The organism is Kitasatospora griseola (assembly GCF_014648555.1).
Lineage (GTDB): Bacteria > Actinomycetota > Actinomycetes > Streptomycetales > Streptomycetaceae > Kitasatospora > Kitasatospora griseola.
In genome coordinates this window covers 55157-74921 of the sequence record NZ_BMRI01000003.1, presented here as the reverse complement: position 1 = coordinate 74921, position 19765 = coordinate 55157, and the positions used below count along the sequence as shown (strand labels likewise).

The window sequence follows — 19765 nt, the reverse complement described above, 5'->3', positions numbered from 1 at the left end:
GGAACAAACCAGGGGCTCGTGGGGGACCTCCCACGAGCCCCTGGATTCGCGCGCTCCAGCGCCTGGACGTTCTAGCCCTGCCAGGAGTGCCAGAGCTTCGCGTACGGGCCGTCCGTGGTGACGAGGGTTTCGTGGGGGCCGAGGTCGGTCAAGTGGCCCTGGGTGAGGACGGCTACGCGGTCGGCGTCGTGGGCGGTGTGGAGGCGGTGGGCGATGGCGATGACGGTGCGACCGGTGAGGGTGGCGGCGAGGGCGCGTTCGGTGTTGCGGGCGGCGGTGGGGTCGAGGAGGGCGGTGGCCTCGTCGAGGATCAGGGTGTGGGGGTCGGCCAGGATGACGCGGGCGAGGGCGATTTGCTGGGCCTGGGCGCCGTTGAGGCGATGGCTGGGGCCGAGGTCGGTGTCGAGGCCGTGGGGCAGGACGTGGTGCCAGCCGACGGCGTCGAGTGCGGCGGTGAGGGCGGGGTCGTCGGCGTCGGGGGCGGCTATCCGCAGGTTGTCGCGGAGGGTGCCGAGGAAGACGTGGTGCTCCTGGGTGACCAGGACGACCTGACGGCGCAGCCGTTCGGGGGAGAGGTCGGCGAGCGGGACGCCGCCGACGGTGACGGCGCCGGTGCGGGGGCGGTCGATGCCGGCCAGCAGGCGGCCCAGGGTGGTCTTGCCGGAGCCGGACGGGCCGACCACGGCGAGGCGTTCGCCGGGGCGCAGGTCGAGGTCGAGGCCGTGCAGCACGTCGGGCCCGTCGGGGTAGGCGTAGCGGACGTCGGTGACCCGGATCCGGTCGTCGGCGGGTTCGCGGTCGGCGGTCGGGGCGGCCGCCGTCGCGGGGGTGGCGGCGAGGCCCTCGACCCGGGCGTACGCGGCGGTGCTGCTCTGGACGGATTCGAGCAGGACGACGATGGTGTCCAGCGGTTCCTCGATGCGCCGCAGGTACAGGACGGCGGCCACGGCCGCGCCGAGGGTGACGGTGTGGTGGGCGACCAGGACGGCGCCGAGCGGGAGGACCAGGACGACGGGCAGGGTGTAGGACAGGTTGATGACGGCGAAGAAGCGCAGCCGCAGGTGCAGGGTGCGCAGCCGGGCGCGGTTGGCGGTGTCGACGGCCCGGTGGCCGGCGTCGAGGCGCTGCTGCCGGAGGCCGAGGGCGTCGATGGTGCGGGCGCCGTTCGCGGTGGCGGAGAGGGTTTCGGCGAGGCCGGCGTTGGCGGCCCGGTCGGCGAGGTAGGCGGGGCGGGCGCGGCGCAGGTACCAGCGGGCGCCGAGGGCGACGCCGACGACCCCGAGCAGGCCGCAACTGCCCAGCAGGGGGCTGACGGTGAGGATCGCGCCGAGGATGAACAGGGACTGGGCGGCGGCCACGAAGAGCTCGGGCGCGGCGTCCCGGAGGGTCTCGCCGACGGCGGTGGCGTCGGTGGTGCCGCGGGAGGTGAGGTCGCCGGTGCCGGTGCGTTCGGCGGTGGCGGCGGGCAGGGCCAGGATCCGGTCGAGGAGTTGTTCGCGGACCCGGGCGGCGGCCCGTTCGCCGAACCGGTGGGCCAGGTAGCGGGCCTGGCGGTTGGTCAGGAGCTGGGCGGCGGCGCAGCCGAGCAGCAGCAGGCCGAGGCGGTCGATGTCGGCGGTGGTGGCGCCGTCGGTGACCCGGTCGATGATCCGGCCGAGCAGCCAGGGCCCGGCCAGGCCGAGCAGGGCGGCGAGGCCGTTGAGGAGGAGGACGGCGGCGAAGGCCCGGCCGTCCTCGCGGACCAGTCGGATCGCGGCCTGCCGGACCTGGCGGGCGGTGGCGATCGGCAGGTTGCTCATTCGGCCACCTCGGAGGGGGAGTCGGGGCCGCGGGTGACCAGGGCCCGGTAGCCGGGCTGGGTGCGGAGCAGCTCCCGGTGGGTGCCGCTGGCGGCGACCTTGCCGTCCACCAGGTAGTGCACCGTGTCGGCCTGGTCGAGCAGCAGGGGGGAGGTGCTGGTGAGGGCGGTGGTGCGTCCGGTGCGGGCGGCGCGCAGTCCGGCGGCCATCGCGGCCTCGGTGTGGGCGTCCACCGCGGAGGTCGGTTCGACGGCCAGCAGGACGTCCGGCTCGGCGGTCAACGCGCGGGCCAGGCGCAGGCGTTGGCGTTGCCCGCCGGACAGGTTGCGGCCGTCGGCGGCGATCGGGGCGTCGAGTCGGCCGCCGAGCGAGCCGAGCACGTCGAGGGCGGCGGCGGCCTCCAGCGCGGCGCGCACGGTGTCGTCGGGGGCGTCGGTGCGGCCGCGGACGGTGTCGCGCAGGGTGCCGGTGAACAGCGTCGCCTCGTTCTCGGCGAGGGTGATCCGGGAGCGGACCTCGGCGAGCGGCAGGTCGGCGAGCGGGGTGTCGCCCCAGTCGGCGGTGGTGGGGGTGAGCCGGGCGAGGCGTTCGGCGACGGCGGCGGTGTCGGCGGGGCGGGCCGCGGCGAGCACCGTCAGCTCGCCGGGGGCGAGTCGGACACCCGACTCGTGGTCGATCAACTCGGCCGAAGTGGAGGGGGATTGGGCGGTTCCCAGGTCCGGGTCGGGGGTCAGGGCGAGGAAGTCGGTGACTCGGCGGGCGCAGACCAGGGCGCGGCCGATGTCCTGGCTGTTCTCGATCAGGAAGTACACCGGGCCGACCAGGACGGCGGCGTAGCCGAACGCCGCCGCCAGCTGGCCGGGCGTCAACTGGCCCTCGGCGGCGAGCCGGGCGCCGAGCCAGGTGACGGCGGCCAGCAGCAGCACCGGCAGGCCGCCGCCGAGTGCCTGGATCCAGCTGACGGCCGCGCCGACCCGGTAGCCCTCGGCGCGCAGCGCCTGGGAGTCGGCCCGGTAGCGGGCCGCGTACACGTCCTTGCCGCCGAGGCCGTTCAGCACCCGGAGCCCGCCCGCGAGGTCCTCGAACCGGGCGGTCAGCCGCCCCTGGTGGTTGCGGAAGCGGCTCTCGGCGGTCTGCTGACGGGCGATCAGGGGGCGGAGGGTCAGGGCGAGGAAGGGCAGTCCGAGCAGGACGGCCAGGGCCAGCAGCGGGGAGAGGGTGAGCAGGATCGCGGCGACCGTCAGGTAGCAGACCACCGCGCCCACGCCGGGGCCGACGAAGGTGAGCGCGATGGCGATCCGGGACACGTCGGAGATGCCGATGGTGACCACCTCGCCGGCCGAGACCTGGCGGGGCAGCGCCGCGCCGAGCCGCACGCTGTGCCGCAGCACCACGCCGATGGTGCGGAAGGACGCGTCGTTGCGGATCAGCGTCATGGTGCGGTGCCGGCACCAGGCCAGCACCAGGTTCAGCAGCCCGAAGCCGAGCATCGCGGCCGACCAGCCGAGGACCGTCCCCAGGCGACCCGGCCGCAGTCCGTCGTCGACGGCGCGGGAGAGCAGGTAGGGCTGGACGGTCAGGCCGAGCATCCAGGCGGTGCCGAAGAAGGTGCCGGCCAGCGAGCGGCGGCGCTGGCTGAGCACCAGCCACCACAGGAAGCGGAGCGGGCTGCGGGCGTCTGGGGGGCCGGCTCGGCCGGCGGTCGGGTCGTCCACGGGCCGAGGCTAGTGGCGGCGGCCGGAGCGGGTCGATCGATTTCGGGCCCGCCCGGGACGGGCCGGGCCCCGGCGTGGTGCGCCGGGGCCCGACGGTGCGTCAGTTGACGCCGAACCAGTAGGAGGTGTCGGCGAGTTGGACGCCGTCCTTGGTGGTGGCGTGCACCTGCAGGTAGTACCAGCCGCTGTGCGGGGGCGTCCAGGCGACGTCGAGTTCGCCCTTCTTGCCGGCGGGGACGGTGACGGGCTGGTCGCTCCAGCTGAAGGAGTACGTGTAGCCGGCGATCTGCGAGGACTCGGTCTTCGGGGCGAAGTGGAAGGTGCCCGGGACCGCGTTGCCGGAGGCGCCGATCGGGTACTGCGCGGAGGTCACCGTGGTGCTGGTGTCCGTGTCGTCGCGCCACCAACCGCGCTGGCTGGTCCAGCCGTTGGCGCTGGTGGAGGCGACCATCAGGGTCTCGCCCGGCTGCAGGGCGAGGGTGGTGGTGGCGACGCCGCTCGGCTCGGCCGGGACGACGGTCGGCTCCGAGCTGCCGAACCGCCAGATGCTGTAGCCGGTCACCGGGCCTGCGGCCTGCACGCCCGGGTCGGGGGTGAACTTGAAGGTGATCGGCTTGCCGACGGGGGCGTGCGACAGTGCGGTGATCTTCGGGGCGTCCGGCTTGACCCGGACTCGGAAGCGGTAGGTCGCCGACGGGTTCAGCGCGCGGTCGACGCTGCGGACGTAGAGCTCCTGGATCCAGCCGATGCTGTCGCTCGGCGGGATCAGGTCGACCGAGGCGCCGCCGCCGAGGCCGCCCGCACGGACCGTCGAGGTGGGGTCGGCGAACGGGTCGTGGTAGACCGGAATGCCGTTCTCGCCGATCTCGGCGCCGTTGACCGAGAAGGTGCCGGTCCAGGAGAACTGGTAGCCGAGGACGTCGGGGACGCCGTTCGCGCCGAAGTCGAAGTGGATCGGTGCGCCGCCCTGACTGGCCTGGTCCTCCGGGTAGTTGGGGGAGACCACGGTCGGCGGTTGGTCCGGGAAGGTGTCGTCGGCGGTGACGTAGCAGGACGCCGTCCAGTCGGAGGCCGCGCCGTTCGTCGCGTCGACGGTGCGGGCCTGCCAGGCGTACGTCAGGCCGTCGGTGAGCTCGGGGAGCCGGCCCTCCTCCTCGCGCCCCTGGTGGGCCCAGGGATGTTCGACGATGCCGACCTGCGACGGGTCGGAGACCGGCCAGTAGCGGAACTGCTCGGTCAGCATGTAGGCCGACGGGTCGGTGTGGTGCACGATGCCCTCGACCGTGACACCGCCGCGGCCGGCCAGCACCAGTGGCGCGTTCGGGTCGGTGGCGCAGGGCTGGTACCCGTTGTACAGGTCGGTCGGCACGGTCGGCGTGCCCGTGGCGGCGCCGGCCGCGCCGGGGACGAGCAGCGCCAGGGTGAGGCCGGCGCCGGTGGCCAGGGCGATGCGGGCGCGGCGTCCCGGTGAAACCTTCATGGTGATCCCCCTCCATCAGGGCCCGCGTGCCGTACCGGCAGGGCGGGCGCGGGGGAATCGTACGGCATGCGATCGATCGCCCCGGAGGGGTTTCCCGCAGTCGGGCCCCGGCAGTGCGCCGGGGCCCGACGGTGCGTCAGCTGACGGTGAAGTCGTAGTAGCCGTCAGTCAGTTGGACGCCGTCCTTGGTGGTGGCCCAGGCGTCGATGTCGTACCAGCCGCTCTCGGTCGGGGTGTAGCTGACGTCGGCCTCGCCGTGCGCGTCGGCCGGGACGGTGACGGTGTGGGCGCCCCAGTCGAACGAGTACGTCCAGCTGGCGATCTCCGAGCCGCTGATCTTCGGGGCCAGGTGGAAGGTGCCGGGCGTGCCGACCGTTCCGGCGCCGTCCGCGGGGAAGTCGGTGGAGGTGATGGTCGGCGTGGTGTCCAGGTAGTGGCCCCACTGGCCGGCCGAGCTGATCCAGCCGTTGGCGCTGGTGGCGGTGACGTCCAGGAGGTCGCCCAGCGGGTGGTTGAGCAGCAGGGTGGTCTCGGCGGTGCTGTCGGCGCCGGCCGGGACGACCGTGGTCTTCCCGGTCCTGGTGTTGGTCACGGTGTAACTGACCGTCGGGCTGATCGCCTGCGTGCCCGGGTTCGGGGTGAACCGGAAGGTGACGGGCTTGCCGAACAGCGGGTTGTGGGACAGCTGGGTGACGGTCGGCGCGGTCGGGCTGACGTAGATCGTGTGACGCACGATCGGCCCCGGGTTCCCGGCCCGGTCCAGGCTGCGCACCGAGAGCGTCACCGGCCCGCTGGACATCCCGGCCGGCGGCAGCAGGTGCACGGTGGCCGGACCGCCGAGGAAGTCGGCGCGGACGCCGAACGGCGGGTCGGCGTCGTACGGGCCGTGCAGGACCGGGATGCCGCGATCGCCGTCGGTCGCGGTGAAGGGCACGGTGAGGTCCCGGAAGCTGTACTGGTACCCGGCGACGTCGGCCACGCCGTTCGGGTCGAGGCGGAACTCGATCGGCGCGCCGCCCGGCGCCCACTGGCCGTCCGGGAAGGCGGGAGTGGTGACGACCGCGGCGGCGGACGGCGCGGAGTCGTCGGTGGCGACGTAGCAGGAGGCCGTCCAGTCGGAGGCCGCGCCGTTCGCCGGGTCGACCGTGCGGACCTGCCAGGCGTAGGTGGCGCCGGCGGCCGGCCCGAGCTTGGCCGACGCCTCCCACCCGGGCCGGGCCCAGGTGTTCTCCACCGTGGTGACCTGCGCGGGGTCGGCGACCGGCCAGTACCGGAACTGCGCGGTCAGGCGGGTGACCGCGGGGTCGGTGGAGCTGGTGATGCCCCTGACCTGGCCGCCCCAGTCGCTGCCGGCGACCAGCGGTGCGCCCGGGTCGGTGGCGCACGGCTGGAAGGCGTTGTACAGGTCGGTCGGGGTGTTCGGCGTGCCGGTGGCGGCCCCGGCGGCGCCGGGGACGAGCAGCGTCAGCGAGAAGGCGGCGGTGGCGGTCAGGGCAGCACGGAGGTGTCTGCCCGGCAGGAGTGTCATGCGAGTTCCCCCTTTGGCGGTGCCCGCGGAGCCGGTCCGGCCGCGGGCGGTGGCAGCGTACGGTGCGCGAACCGTCGGGTGGGCCGTTTTTCCCAAGTCATGGGAAACGCGTTTGTGGGGCAGTGGGGATTCGATTATCGTCACTTCGACGTAAAGGCTGGAGGAGGGCACACATGACGGAGTGGCTGGGGTTCGTCACCGGCGCGATCTGCGTATGGCTGACGGTGCGGACCAACGTGTGGACCTTCCCGGTCGGCATCGCCAACAACGGCTTCTTCCTGGTGGTGTTCGCCACCGCCGGGCTCTACGCGGACGCCGGACTCCAGGTGGTCTTCCTGGCGCTCGCCGCCCACGGCTGGTGGCAGTGGCTGCGCCGCGGCGCCGACGGCGAACGACTGGTGGTGCGACGCGGCGGCCCGGCCGCGATCGGCGTCGCACTCGCCGCCGTGGTGCCCGCCACCGCGCTGCTCACCTGGCTGCTGACGGCCGTTCACGACACCGCGCCGTTCTGGGACGCGCTCACCACCGCGCTCTCGCTCGCCGCGCAGTGGCTGCTGAACACCAAGCGGATCGAGACCTGGTACCTGTGGATCGCCGCCGACCTGATCTACATACCGCTGTACGCCGCGAAGGGGCTGTACCCCACCGCCGCGGTGTATGTCCTCTTCCTCGGCCTGTGCCTCTACGGCCTGCGCACCTGGCAGCGTGAACTCGGCCTCCCCGCCTCGAAGCCAGCGGTGGCCGCATGAGCCTGTTCCGGCACGCCCTGGTGATCGGCAAGTTCTACCCGCCGCACGCCGGCCACCACTTCCTGATCCGCAGCGCGGCCGACGCAGCCGAACACGTCACCGTGGTGGTGATGGCCGCCGACAGCGAGACGATGTCGCTCGACGGCCGGGTCGACTGGATCCGCGAGGTGTGGCAGGCCGAGGCGCACGTCCGGGTGGTCGGCACCGTCGACAACATCCCCGTCGACTACGACGACCCGGAGATCTGGGACGGCCACGTCGCCCTGATGCGAGCGGCACTGCGGCCCGGCGAAAGCGTCGACGCGGTGTTCTCCTCCGAGGACTACGGGCACGAACTCGCCCGCCGCTTCGACGCCGCACCCGTGGTGCTCGACGTCGACCGCGCGACCTTCCCGGTCTCCGGCACCGAGGTCCGCGCCGACCCCGCCGCGCACTGGGCCGACCTCGAACCCGCCGTCCGGGCCGGACTCACCCGCCGGGTGGTCGTCCTCGGCGCCGAATCCACCGGGACCACCACGCTCTCCCGCGACCTCGCCCACGCGATGCGACTGCGCGGCGGCGCGCACGCCCTCACCGGATGGGTGGCCGAGTACGGGCGGGAGCTCACCGCCGCGAAACTCGCTTCCGCCCGGGGCCGGGCGGCGCTGGCCGGGGCGGCTGCGCCCACGGTGGACCAACTCGACTGGGACGAACGGGACTTCGCGCTGGTCCGAAAGCGCCAGGCGGAGGCGGAGGAACGGGCGGCGAGGGCCGGTGGGCCGGTGCTGATCTGCGACACCGACCTGCTGGCGACGGCCGTCTGGGAGGAACGCTACTGCGGGGCCACCGCACCGGAGACCTGGACGGCGGTGGCCGGGCAGGCGGCGCGTGACCTGTACGTCCTCACCTCGCACGAGGGGGTCGCGTTCGAGGACGACGGGCTGCGGGACGGGGAGCACCTGCGGGAGTGGATGACGGGGCGCTTCCGCGAGGTGCTGTCCGCGAGCGGCCAGCGGTGGATCGAGGTCCGGGGCGGACGGGAGGAACGGGTCGCCGCCGTGATGGGGGCACTTCTTCTTTAGAAGGCTGAGGGGTGCGAATTCAGGGGCTCGTGGGGGCACCCCCCGAGCCCCTGAATTCGCACCTCACAGCGCTCCCTACACCAGGCTGTCCTTCCAGGTCTGGTGGAGCGTCGCGAAGCGACCCTCGCCGGCGATGAGGGCGGCCGGGGTGCCGTCCTCGACCACGCGGCCCTGGTCCATGACGAGGACGCGGTCGGCGATCTCGACGGTGGAGAGGCGGTGGGCGATGATCACGGCGGTGCGGCCGGCCAGGACGGTCTGCATGGCGTGCTGGACGGCCTGTTCGCCGGGGACGTCGAGGGAGGAGGTGGCCTCGTCGAGGATCAGGACGGCGGGGTCGGCGAGCAGGGCGCGGGCGAAGGCGACCAGTTGGCGTTGGCCGGCCGAGATGCGCCCGCCGCGCTTGCGGACGTCGGTGTCGTAGCCGTCGGGGAGGGCGGCGATGAACTCGTGCGCGCCGATCGCGCGGGCCGCGGCCTCGATCTCGGAGCGGGTGGCGTCCGGCTTGCCGACGGCGATGTTCTCGGCGACCGTGCCGGAGAACAGGAAGGACTCCTGGGTGACCATGACCACGTCGGCCCGCAGGTCGGCGGTGGTGAGGGCACGGAGGTCGACGCCGTCCAGGGTGACGGTGCCCGCGGTGGGGTCGTAGAAGCGGGCGAGCAGCTTGGCCAGGGTGGACTTGCCCGCGCCGGTCGCGCCGACCACCGCGGTGGTCTGTCCGGCGGGGAGGACGAGGTCGAACTCGGGCAGGATCTCCTTGCCGTTGGCGTACGCGAACCGGGTGCCGCGGAAGGCGACTTCGCGGCCCTTGCCGGTGGCGGCGGGCAGCGGGGTGGGCTCGGCGGGCTCGGGGACGGAGGGTTCGTGGGCCAGCAGGCCGGCCATCTTCTCCAGGGCGGCGGCGGCCGACTGGTAGCTGTTCAGGAACATCGCCAGCTGGTCGATCGGGTCGTAGAGCCGACGCAGGTACAGCACGAAGGCGGTGAGCACGCCGAGTTCGAGGCTGCCGTCGCTGACCAGCAGGGCGCCGAGGACGACCACGCCGGTGATCCAGGTGTTGGCGGTCATCCGGGACAGGAAGACGTACCGGGCCATCTCCAGCAGGCCGTCCGCGGTGGCGGTGGCGGACTGCTGGTTGACGGTGTCGAAGGCCCTGTTGTTGGCGGACTCGCGGCGGAACGCCTGGACCGGGCGGATGCCGTTCATGGTCTCGGTGAAGCGGACGATCAGCGCGGCCACTGCGGTGCGGGAGCGGCGGTAGACCTGCTGGGAGCGGCGCCGGAACGAGCGGATGATCAGGTACATCGGCAGGAAGGAGACCAGGGCGGCGAGGCCCAGGCGCCAGTCCATCAGGCAGAGCACCACCGTGATGTAGCCGACCGACAGGCAGACCATCAGGAGTTCCTGCAGGCCCTCGGCGAGGAGTTCGCGCAGGGTGTCCACGTCGCTGGTGGCGCGGGAGATGATCCGGCCGGAGGTGTAGCGCTCGTGGAAGTCCAGGCTGAGCCGCTGGGCGTGCCGGAAGATCCGGCCGCGCAGGTCCAGCAGGATGTCCTGGTTGATCCGGGCCGCGTACCGGATGAAGGAACGTTGCAGCAGGGTGGCGACGAGTGCGCAGCCCAGGTACGCGGCGGTGACGGCGATCAGCGGGCCGGCGTCGTGGTCGCGCAGTGCGGGGATGCCGCGGTCGATGGCGAGGGCGACCAGCAGCGGTCCGGCCTGCAGGGTGGCCTGCTGGACCAGGACGGTGAGCACGGCGACGGCGATCCGGCGGCGGTGCGGGGCGAGCAGCGAGCCGAGCAGGGCGCGGGGGGCGCCGGGCGGGACGGGGATGTCCTGGTCGTCGGCGGCCGCGGGGAGCAGGTCGTCCTCTTCGAGGGCGGGTTCCGCGACGGCGGTGGTCATCGGGCCAGTGCCCCTTCCAGTTCGGATTCGCCGGACATCAGGGCCCGGTAGGCGGGACAGGACTGCAGGAGCTCCTGGTGGGTGCCGACGGCGGTGATCCGTCCGTCGGCGAGCAGCGCGACCCGGTCGGCCAGCAGCACGGTGGACGGGCGGTGCGCGACGACCAGGGCGGTGGTGTCCGAGAGGACCTGCCGCAGGGCGCGTTCCACCAGTGCTTCGGTGTGCACGTCGAGCGCGGACAGCGGGTCGTCGAGGACCAGGAAGCGCGGCTCGCCGACCACGGCGCGGGCCAGCGCGAGGCGCTGGCGCTGGCCGCCGGACAGGCTCAGGCCCTGCTCGCCGACCTCGGTGTCCAGGCCCTCGGGGAGCCGGTCGACGAAGCCGGCCTGCGCGGTGTCGAGGGCGCGGGCGAGGCGCTGCTCGTCGGCGTTCGGGGCGCCCATCAGGACGTTCTCGCGGACGGTGGCGGAGAACAGGGTGGGTTCCTCGAAGGCGACGGCGACCTCGCGGCGCAGCTCCTCGCGCGACAGGTCGCGGATGTCGGTGCCGTCCAGCGTGATCGAGCCGGCGGTGGGCTCGTACAGGCGGGGGAGCAGCGCGGTGAGGGTGGTCTTGCCGCTGCCGGTGGCGCCGACCAGGGCGAGCGTCTCGCCGGGGCGGATGTGCAGGTCGATACCGGCGAGCAGGTCGGGGGTGCCCGCCGGGGCGTCGGGGTAGCGGAAGCGGACACCGGTGAAGCGGATGCCGCGGTCGTCCGCGGGGGCGTCGCCGGAGTGGGGGTACCTCCCAGCCCCCCTTGGGGCTGGGGGAACGTCGGCGGGCTCCGGCTCGTCCATCACCTCGAAGTAGCGGTTGGCGGCGCTGGCGGCCTCGGCGGCGAAGCCGAGCAGCCAGCCGATCGACTCGACCGGCCAGCGCAGGGCGAGCGCGGTGGAGAGGAAGGCGACCAGGGTGCCGACCGAGAGCTCGTCGTGGGCGACCAGCACGGCGCCGGTGGCGAGGGCGGCGCCGAGGGCGAGTTCGGGCAGGCCGACGATGGCCGCCCAGAGGTTGCCGAGCAGACCGGCCTTGCGCAGTTCGGTGTCGCGCAGGGCGGCGCTGTGCCGGCGGAACTCCTCGGCCATGGTGCGGTGCCGGCCGAAGGCCTTGAGGATGCGGATGCCGAGCACCGACTCCTCGACCACGGTGGCCAGGTCGCCGTTCTGGTCCTGGGCGAGCCGGGAGGCGGCCGAGTACCCGGCCTCGAAGCGCCGGGTGTAGACCATCAGCGGGACCGCCGGGACCAGCGTGATCAGGGCGAGCCGCCAGTCCAGCGTGAACATCAGCACGGTGCCGGTCAGGAAGACGGTGGAGTTGACCACCAGGAAGACCAGCGGGAAGGCGAGGAACAGCCGCATCACGAACAGGTCCGAGGTGGCCCGGGAGAGCAGCTGCCCGGACGGCCAGCGGTCGTGGAAGGAGATCGGCAGCCGCTGGAGCTTGGCGAACAGGTCGCCGCGCAGCCTGGTCTCCACCTTGGCCAGCGGGCGGGCCACGATGATCCGGCGGACGCCGAACAGGCAGGCCTCGGCGAGGCCGAGCACCAGCAGGGCGGCGGCGAGCGGCCACAGCCCGGCCAGGTCGTGATGGGCGATCGGTCCGTCCACGATCCCGCGCAGCACGATCGGGACGGCCAGCACGCTGAGCGAGGCGAGCCCGGCGGCGGCCATCGAGCCGAAGATCCGCCAGCGGGCCTCGCGGGCGTACGGCCACAGGCGCAGCAGGGATCGCACCGGCGATCGGGGTACCGATTCGGGTGAACTTCCGATGTCGCCGGTTGACGGAGTATTCGATTCCGCGGGGGTGGGCGGAGCGGGGTTCTGGTTCTCGGCCATCGCCGTGAGGGTAGGCGCAGGCACTGACATTTCTCATCTGCTTTTTTGCCCCTGTCGGTGAGATCCGGCCAGGCCGGACGGGGCGTCACCCCAGGTGGCGGCGCTCCCGGCTGCGCCGTTCGGGTCGCTCCGGGCGTCGCGCGCGGCGGGCGGGAGCCCCTCGGCACGGGGGCGCACACCGGATGTGGGCCGGCGTGAAGGGCGCACTCTGTCCGAGCGACCTGCTCTGAGCGCCTCCTTGCAGGCCCCCTGCCCCCGCAGTGTCTGATCTGGCCGAAGTGATCGCGGTGGATCACCTGAGCAGCCAGGAGAACCAGCATGTCGGTCGAGACCGAGCCCGTCCCCGAAGCCGAGGCCCCGGCGCAGCAGAGCCTGAGCACCGCGGCGGCGCGCAACCTCGCCACCACGACCAAGTCCAAGCCGCAGATGCAGGAGATCAGCTCGCGCTGGCTGCTGCGCAAGCTGCCCTGGGTCCAGGTCTCGGCCGGCACCTACCGGGTCAACCGGCGGCTCAGCCACGCGGTCGGCCGCGGCCGGGTGTCCTTCGTGCAGACCGGCCGGGAGGTCAAGGTGGCGGGGCCCACCCTGAGCGAAGTCCCGGTGCTGCGCGGCTACCAGGACTTCGCGGTGCTGAACGAGCTCGCCGGGCGCTTCGTCCAGCGCGGCTTCAGCGCGGGCGAGGTGCTGGTCCAGGAGGGCGCCCCGATCAGCGAGGTCTTCCTGATCGCGCACGGCAAGGTCGAACGGATCGGCACCGGCAAGTACGGCGACGACACCGTGCTCGCCGTGCACGCCGACGGCGACCACCTCGGCGACGAGGCGCTCGACGTCGCCGACGGGCGCTGGCCGTACACCGTGAAGGCCGCCACCGCGGGCACCGCGATGTCGCTGCCCTGGTCCGCCTTCCAGGAGGTCGTGGACCGCTCCCCGTCCCTGCAGGCGCAGATCGCCCGGTTCCAGGCCGGGCAGGCCGCCGCGCAGAACCCGCACGGCGAGGCGCGGATCGACATGTCGGCCGGCCACGAGGGCGAGTACGAGCTCCCCACCGCCTTCGTCGACTACGAACTCGGCCCCCGCGAGTACGAGTTGAGCGTCGCCCAGACGGTGCTGCGGGTGCACAGCCGGGTCGCCGACCTCTACAACCAGCCGATGGACCAGACCCAGGAGCAGCTCCAGCTGACCATCGAGGCGCTGCGCGAGCGCCAGGAGCACGAGATCGTCAACAACCCCGAGTTCGGGCTGCTCGCCAACTGCGCCTTCGACCAGCGGATCCAGACCCACGCCGGCGCGCCCACCCCCGACGACCTGGACGAGCTGCTCGCGATGCGCCGCGACACCGACTACCTGTTCGCGCACCCGAAGGCGATCGCCGCGTTCGGCCGGGAGGCCAACCGGCGCGGCGTCTACTTCTCCACCGCCGAGGTGCACGGCCACCGGGTGCCCGCGTGGCGCGGCGTCCCGCTGCTGCCCTGCGGCAAGATCCCGGTCCGCGGCGGCAGCACCTCGATCCTCGCGATGCGCACCGGCGAGCACAACCAGGGCGTGGTCGGCCTCACCCAGGTCGGCATCCCCGACGAGGTCGAGCCCGGCCTGAACGTCCGCTTCATGGGCATCGACGAGAAGGCCGTCGCCAACTACCTGGTCTCCGCGTACTACTCCGCCGCGATCCTGGTCCCCGACGCGCTGGGCGTGCTGGAGAACGTCGAGGTCGACCACCCCCGGTCCTGACCGCCCCCACGCCGAAAGACGACCGACATGCCCTCACTGCTCACCCGGACGCTCGCCCCGCACGGAACCCACGAGCTGGCGGCGCTGATCTCCGCCATCCTCACCCACCCCGAGCGCCCCGCCCCCGGCCGGCTCACCTGGCACGCCCCCGGCCCCACCGGGCTCGGCACCAGCGGCCTGCTGACGCACCGCCCGACCGTCCCGAACCAGGCCACCGACGACATCGTCCGGGACGCCCCCGCCGCCCGGCCGATCACCAACGGCAAGGCCCCCGCGCTGTACTGCCCGCCCGCGATGCGCGACGACCCGGCGCTCGGCGACCTGGTCAACGAGCGGCTGATCGAGTGGGCCGAGCGGATCGGCATCTACCCCGGCCGCACCGACATGCTGCGCAAGGCCAACTTCGGCCGGCTGATGATGCTCGCCCACCCCGAGACCGACGACCCCGACCGGCTGCTCGCCGCCGCCAAGTGCGGCCTGTCCGAGTGGTCGGTGGACGACCACATCGTGGACGCCGAGGTGGAGGAGCCGCACCACGAGGTGATCGGCCGGCGGCTGGCGATCTGCCACTCCGTCATCGACCAGGCCCAGCTGCCGCTGCGCTACGCCCCCCAGCTGGAGGCGCACGTCCAGGGCGACCCGGTCGCCATGGCGCTCCGCTCCGCGCTGGGCGACCTGGCCGCGTACGCCAGCTGGAACCAGGTCCGGCGGCTGCGGCACGAACTGGCGATCATGTTCGTCGCGTACGGCCAGGAGGGCATGTGGCACACCACCGGGCACCGCCCGCCGGTGTGGGAGTACCTGATGCACCGCCACGAGAACTCGTTCATCCCGTGCATGGTGCTGGTCGACGCGATCGCCGGTTACGAGGTCCCGCAGGCCGAGTTCGCCGACCCCGCGGTGCGCCGCACGTTCAACCTGGCCGGCACCGCCACCGTGCTGATGAACGACCTGTACTCGATGGGCAAGGAAGACCCCAGCGACTTCAGCCTGCCGATGCTGATCGCCACCGAGGAGGGCTGCTCGCTGGAGGAGGCCGTCCAGCAGAGCGTGGCCGTCCACGACGAACTGATGCACACCTTCGAGGCCGAGGCCTCCGCCCTCGCCCTGACCGGCTCGCCCGAGCTGCGCCGCTTCCTGGCCGGCACCTGGGCCTGGGTCGGCGGCAACCGCGAGTGGCATGCGGGCAGCGCCCGCTACCAGACCGACTGACCCACGTTCACCGCCAGTTGAGGAGCATTGCGTCCATGACCATCACCGTCCCGAGCGCCACCAACGTGCTGCGGACCGCGTTCCAGAAGTCGGTCGCCAACTACTGGAACCTGGAGAAGGACCCGGTCAACATCAAGCTCGGTGAGGTCGACGGCCTCTACCACCACCACTACGGCCTCGGCCCGGTCGACCCCTTGGTGTTCGAGGGCCCGGACGAGACCCGCGACGAACGCATGATCAAGGAGATGCACCGGCTGGAGACCGCCCAGGCGGACGTGCTGCTCGACCACCTCGGCGACATCGCGCCCACCGACGCGCTGCTGGACGCCGGCTCCGGCCGCGGCGGCACCAGCATCATGGCCAACCACCGGTTCGGCTGCGAGGTCGACGGCGTCTCCATCTCCGAGCAGCAGGTGGCGTTCGCCAACGGGCAGGCGCACGAGCGCGGCATCGCCGACCGGGTCCGCTTCCACTTCCGCAACATGCTGGACACCGGCTTCCGGACCGCCTCCCGCCGGGCGATCTGGACCAACGAGACCACCATGTACGTGGACCTCTTCGAGGCGTTCGGCGAGTTCTCCCGCCTGCTCGCCCCCGGCGGCCGCTACGTCTGCATCACCGGCTGCTCCAACGACGTGATGGGCCTGCGCTCGAAGGCCGTCAGCCGGATCGACGAGCACTACATCTGCAACATCCACCCGCGCAGCCAGTACTTCAAGGCGCTGGCCGCGAACAACCTGGTGCCGATCAGCGTGGTCGACCTGACCGCCGACACCATCCCGTACTGGGAGCTGCGCGCCCAGTCCTCGGTGGCCACCGGCATCGAGGACCCGTTCCTGACGGCGTACAAGGAAGGCAGCTTCCACTACCTGATGATCGTCGCCGACCGGGTCTGACGGCCGGTTCGCAGGGGGGCCCGGGCAGCGCGCCCGGGCCTCCCCGCGTGTCGCCGTCCCGCCACCCCGTCATGCCGTCAGCAGCATCGCCGAGCGGCCGGTCAGCGTCGCCCCGGTGACGGGGGCGGGTTCCGGCGGACCGGCCAGGGCGGTGTCGACCAGCGGGCGGTGCGGGCCGGGCAGGGTGAAGTGCCGCGGTTCGGGGCCGGCGTTCAGCAGCAGCAGGAAGTCGGCGTCGTGCACCGGGCGGCCGTGCTGGTCCCGCTCGGACATGGCGCTGCCGGACAGCCGCAGCGCCAGCGCGCGGGTCGGGGCGAACCAGTCCGCCTCGGTCATCTCCCGCCCGTCCGGGGTGAGCCAGCTCAAGTCCCGCAGGCCGTCCGGCCCGGCGGGGCGGCCGGAGAAGAACGCCCGCTGCCGCAGCACCGGGTGGGCCCGACGCAGGTGGATCAGCCGGGCCGTCAGCTCGGTCAGCGAGCGCCACTGCGGGTCGTCCAGCAGCGACCAGTCCAGCCAGCCGGTCTCGTTGTCCTGGCAGTAGGCGTTGTTGTTGCCGCGCTGGGTGCGGCCCAGTTCGTCGCCCGCCGTCAGCATCGGCACGCCGCTGGACAGCAGCAGCGTGGTCAGCAGGTTGCGCAGCTGGCGCACCCGCAGCTCGCGGATCGCCGGGTCGTCGGTGTCGCCCTCCGCGCCGTGGTTCCAGGACCGGTTGTCGTCGGTGCCGTCCCGGTTGTCCTCGCCGTTGGCCAGGTTGTGCTTGCGGTCGTAGGAGACCAGGTCGCGCAGCGTGAAGCCGTCGTGCGAGGTGACGTAGTTGACGGAGGCGTAGGGGCGCCGGCCGCCGCGCTGGTACAGGTCGGAGGAGCCGGCGACCCGGGTGGCCAGCTCGCGCACGTCCGGCCGGGCGCCGCGCCAGAAGTCGCGCACGGTGTCCCGGTAGCGGTCGTTCCACTCGCCCCACAGCGGCGGGAAGCCGCCGACCTGGTAGCCGCCCGGGCCGACGTCCCACGGCTCGGCGATCAGCTTGACCCGGCTGAGCACCGGGTCCTGCGACACCGCGGCCAGGAACGGGTGCTCCATCTCCACCGCGTCGCTGCCGCGGGCCAGCGCCGCCGCCAGGTCGAAGCGGAAGCCGTCCACGCCCATCTCCGCCACCCAGTAGCGCAGCGAGTCGGTGATCAGCCGGATCACCTGCGGGCGGCGGGTGTCCAGGGTGTTGCCGCAGCCGGTGTAGTCGGCGTAGCCGCGGCGCGAGCGGTCCAGCCGGTAGTAGCCGGCGTTGTCGATGCCGCGGAAGGACAGCGCCGGGCCCATCGCCCCCGCCTCGGCGGTGTGGTTGAAGACCACGTCGAGGATCACCTCGATGCCCGCCGCGTGCAGCGCCCGCACCATCCGCTTGAACTCGCCGACCTGCTGGCCCCGGCTGCCGGAGGACGAGTAGCCGGCGTGCGGGGCGAAGAAGCCCAGCGTGTTGTAGCCCCAGTAGTTGACCAGGCCGCGCTCCTGCAGGTGGTCCTCGCTGACGTGGTGGTGGACCGGCAGCAGCTCCACCGCCGTCACCCCCAGCCCCGTCAGGTGCGCGATCGCCGCCGGGTGCGCCAGGCCCGCGTAGGTGCCGCGCAGCTCCGGCGGGACGTCGGGGTGGCGCATGGTGAAGCCGCGCACGTGCAGCTCGTACAGCACCGTCTCGGCCCACGGCGTCTTCGGGCGCTGGTCGTCGTACCAGTCGTCGGCGTCGTCCACCACCACCGCCCGGGGCACGTACGGCGCCGAGTCCCGGTCGTCCCGGACGGTGTCCGCGACGTCCCGCTCCGGCCAGCCGCGGACCGCCGAGCTCACCGCGTCGTGCGTGGTGCAGCCGCCGTCGACGGCCCGGGCGTACGGATCGAGCAGCAGCTTGGCGGGGTTGTACCGGGCGCCCGTCCACGGGTCCCACCGGCCGTGCACCCGGTAGCCGTAGCGGGCGCCGGGCAGCACGCCCGGCAGGTAGCCGTGCCAGGTCTGGTAGGTCTGCTCGGCCAGCCGGTGCCGGCTCTCCCGGCCGCTCTCGTCGAACAGGCACAGGTCGACGGCCTCCGCACCCGGCGCCCAGAGCGCGAAGTTGGTGCCCCGGCCGCCCTCGCCGTCGGTGCGGAACCGGGCGCCGAGCGGCTGCCAGCTGCCCGGCCAGGGCGGCGCCGGGGCGGGCCGGGGCGCCGAGCCGTTCAGCCGGGCGGCCGCGCGTGCCTCCCGGGGCGTGTCCGTACCCAGCTCCTGCCACGCCGTCATGGCGACCCTCCCAGCCATCCGGGGGCCCGTCCCCGTTCTTCCGGTTGTTCCCTGTGCGACGGCGCGCGTCACCCTCGCCCGGGGTTCGTGACGCACCGTGACCAATCCTGTGCCCCGCGGAGCCGGGCGGGGAAACCATCCGGTCGTGTCCGGGGGGCTCGATCGGTCGTTGAGCCCGGCATCGGGTGGTTTCGCGCGACAGCGGGAGGACGGCATGCACGCCGCGGCACGGCTCTGGGCACGGTGGGCGGCCGCGGCCGGACTGGTCCTGCTGACCGGCTGCTCCGGCCTGTTCACCTCGGCCGACGCCGGCCCGCCGGTCTCCCGCGCCAGGCTCGTGCTCAGCCCCGCCGACGGCGCGCAGGGCGTCCCGGTGGACGGCGCGGTCGCGGTGACGGTCGCCAGGGGCCGCCTGCTGGACGTCCGGCTGACCGACGGCAGGGGCGTCCCGGTGCCCGGTGCCCTCGCCGCCGACGCCACCCGCTGGACGCCCGACGGCCGGCTCGACACCGCCACCGCCTACAGCCTCGACGTGACCGCCGAGGACGCCGACGGCCTGCGCGCCGTCCAGCACTCCGGGTTCGCCACGGTGCCGCCCGAGCACACCTTCGTCGCCTTCTTCACCCCCGAGGACGGCTCCACCGTCGGCGTCGGCATGCCGGTCTCGCTGCGCTTCTCCCGTCCGATCGAGAACCGGGCCGTCGTCGAGCAGGCCGTCTCGGTCACCGCCGACCCGCCGCAGGAGATCGCCGGCCACTGGTTCGGCGACCAGCGCCTCGACTTCCGCCCGGAGGGCTTCTGGCCGCCCGGCACCAAGGTCACGCTGGGGCTGCGGCTCAAGGACGTGGAGGGGGCGCGCGGCTACCTGGGCACCCAGCGCAAGGACGTCCACTTCACCGTCGGCCGGGCGCTGATCGCCGCCGTGGACCTGGACCGGCACCTCATGACGGTCCACCAGGACGGCCACCTGATCCGCACCCTGGAGGTCAGCGGCGGCAGCCCCGAGCACACCACCTACCTGGGCACCATGGTGGTCTCCGAGCGCTTCGAGGTGACCAGGATGAACTCGCAGACCGTCGGCCTCGGCGACGAGTACGACATCCAGGACGTCCCGCACGCGATGCGGCTGACCGCCTCCGGCACCTTCGTGCACGGCAACTACTGGTCCGACCGCGCCGTGTTCGGAGCCGCCAACACCAGCCACGGCTGCATCGGCCTGGCCGACCTCAAGGGCGGCAACGCCAACTCCCCGGCCGGCTGGCTCTGGCGGCACTCCCTGGTCGGGGACGTGGTGCAGGTGCACGGCTCGCACGGCGACCAGGTCTCGCCCGACAACGGCCTGAACGGCTGGAACCTCCCGTGGTCGCAGTGGACGGTGGGGCGGGCCACGGCAGTTCACTGAACCGGCACCCGGCTCCCTCCGAAGATTCACTCAGCTTCGCCGGTTATCCTTGCCCCCGCGCATGCCCGACATGATCGGGAGCGCGGTGAGCGCATCCGACCCGGCGGAACATTCCCGGGCGTCACACGTGTTATCGCTGTGCAGA

At 73.1% G+C, this 19765-nt stretch carries 13 protein-coding genes; 6 read left to right on the top strand and 7 right to left on the bottom strand.

Going from position 1 to position 19765, the window contains the following annotated elements; genetic code table 11:
• Positions 1-71 precede the first annotated feature (71 nt).
• From IEZ12_RS04510 to IEZ12_RS04495, 4 genes are all read right to left on the bottom strand, one after another.
• Positions 72-1799, bottom strand: a complete 1728-nt coding sequence (locus tag IEZ12_RS04510) for an ABC transporter ATP-binding protein (protein WP_189270931.1) — start codon at positions 1797-1799, stop codon at positions 72-74.
• Entirely contained in the window at positions 1796-3514 is a 1719-nt protein-coding gene (locus IEZ12_RS04505; protein ID WP_189270930.1) for an ABC transporter transmembrane domain-containing protein, read from the bottom strand. Before IEZ12_RS04505 ends, IEZ12_RS04510 begins: the two co-directional genes overlap by 4 nt.
• A gap of 100 nt (positions 3515-3614) precedes the next feature.
• On the bottom strand, positions 3615-4994 hold the full coding sequence (locus IEZ12_RS04500) for a hypothetical protein (RefSeq protein WP_189270929.1): 1380 nt from the start codon (positions 4992-4994) through the stop codon (positions 3615-3617).
• A gap of 136 nt (positions 4995-5130) precedes the next feature.
• Positions 5131-6522: a hypothetical protein gene (locus IEZ12_RS04495; RefSeq protein ID WP_189270928.1), complete on the bottom strand. Its 1392-nt coding sequence runs from the start codon at positions 6520-6522 to the stop codon at positions 5131-5133.
• A 173-nt stretch (positions 6523-6695) separates the two neighbouring features.
• Here IEZ12_RS04495 and pnuC point away from each other — a divergent pair, with 173 nt between their 5' ends.
• Together pnuC and IEZ12_RS04485 are read left to right on the top strand one after the other, a co-directional pair.
• Positions 6696-7271: a nicotinamide riboside transporter PnuC gene (gene pnuC, locus IEZ12_RS04490; protein WP_189270927.1), complete on the top strand. Its 576-nt coding sequence runs from the start codon at positions 6696-6698 to the stop codon at positions 7269-7271.
• A complete protein-coding gene (locus tag IEZ12_RS04485; protein ID WP_189270926.1) occupies positions 7268-8332 on the top strand; it encodes an AAA family ATPase in 1065 nt (354 codons plus the stop codon). The genes pnuC and IEZ12_RS04485 overlap by 4 nt, the downstream gene beginning before the upstream one ends.
• A 75-nt stretch (positions 8333-8407) precedes the next feature.
• Here the strand turns inward: IEZ12_RS04485 and IEZ12_RS04480 are convergent, their stop codons facing one another.
• A complete protein-coding gene (locus IEZ12_RS04480) occupies positions 8408-10240 on the bottom strand; it encodes an ABC transporter ATP-binding protein (RefSeq protein ID WP_189270925.1) in 1833 nt (610 codons plus the stop codon).
• Positions 10237-12114, bottom strand: a complete 1878-nt coding sequence (locus tag IEZ12_RS04475; protein ID WP_373295431.1) for an ABC transporter ATP-binding protein — start codon at positions 12112-12114, stop codon at positions 10237-10239. Before IEZ12_RS04475 ends, IEZ12_RS04480 begins: the two co-directional genes overlap by 4 nt.
• A gap of 318 nt (positions 12115-12432) precedes the next feature.
• Between IEZ12_RS04475 and IEZ12_RS04470 the strand changes: the two genes are divergently transcribed.
• The 3 genes from IEZ12_RS04470 to IEZ12_RS04460 are packed head-to-tail and all read left to right on the top strand — an operon-like array spanning position 12433 to position 15950.
• Complete coding sequence (locus IEZ12_RS04470) at positions 12433-13842, top strand: family 2B encapsulin nanocompartment shell protein (RefSeq protein ID WP_189270924.1); 1410 nt, start codon at positions 12433-12435, stop codon at positions 13840-13842.
• A 27-nt stretch (positions 13843-13869) separates the two neighbouring features.
• Positions 13870-15054, top strand: coding sequence for a family 2 encapsulin nanocompartment cargo protein terpene cyclase (locus IEZ12_RS04465; protein ID WP_189270923.1), 1185 nt, complete (start codon positions 13870-13872; stop codon positions 15052-15054).
• Positions 15055-15089: 35 nt separating this feature from the next.
• Complete coding sequence (locus IEZ12_RS04460; protein WP_189270922.1) at positions 15090-15950, top strand: geranyl diphosphate 2-C-methyltransferase; 861 nt, start codon at positions 15090-15092, stop codon at positions 15948-15950.
• Between the two features lie 69 nt (positions 15951-16019).
• Here the strand turns inward: IEZ12_RS04460 and glgX are convergent, their stop codons facing one another.
• Positions 16020-18218, bottom strand: coding sequence for a glycogen debranching protein GlgX (gene glgX, locus IEZ12_RS04455; RefSeq protein ID WP_189270921.1), 2199 nt, complete (start codon positions 18216-18218; stop codon positions 16020-16022).
• 214 nt (positions 18219-18432) lie between these two features.
• Between glgX and IEZ12_RS04450 the strand changes: the two genes are divergently transcribed.
• Positions 18433-19620 (top strand): L,D-transpeptidase, encoded by a 1188-nt coding sequence (locus IEZ12_RS04450; protein WP_189270920.1) that lies wholly within the window; start codon positions 18433-18435, stop codon positions 19618-19620.
• The last annotated feature ends 145 nt before the right edge of the window (positions 19621-19765 follow it).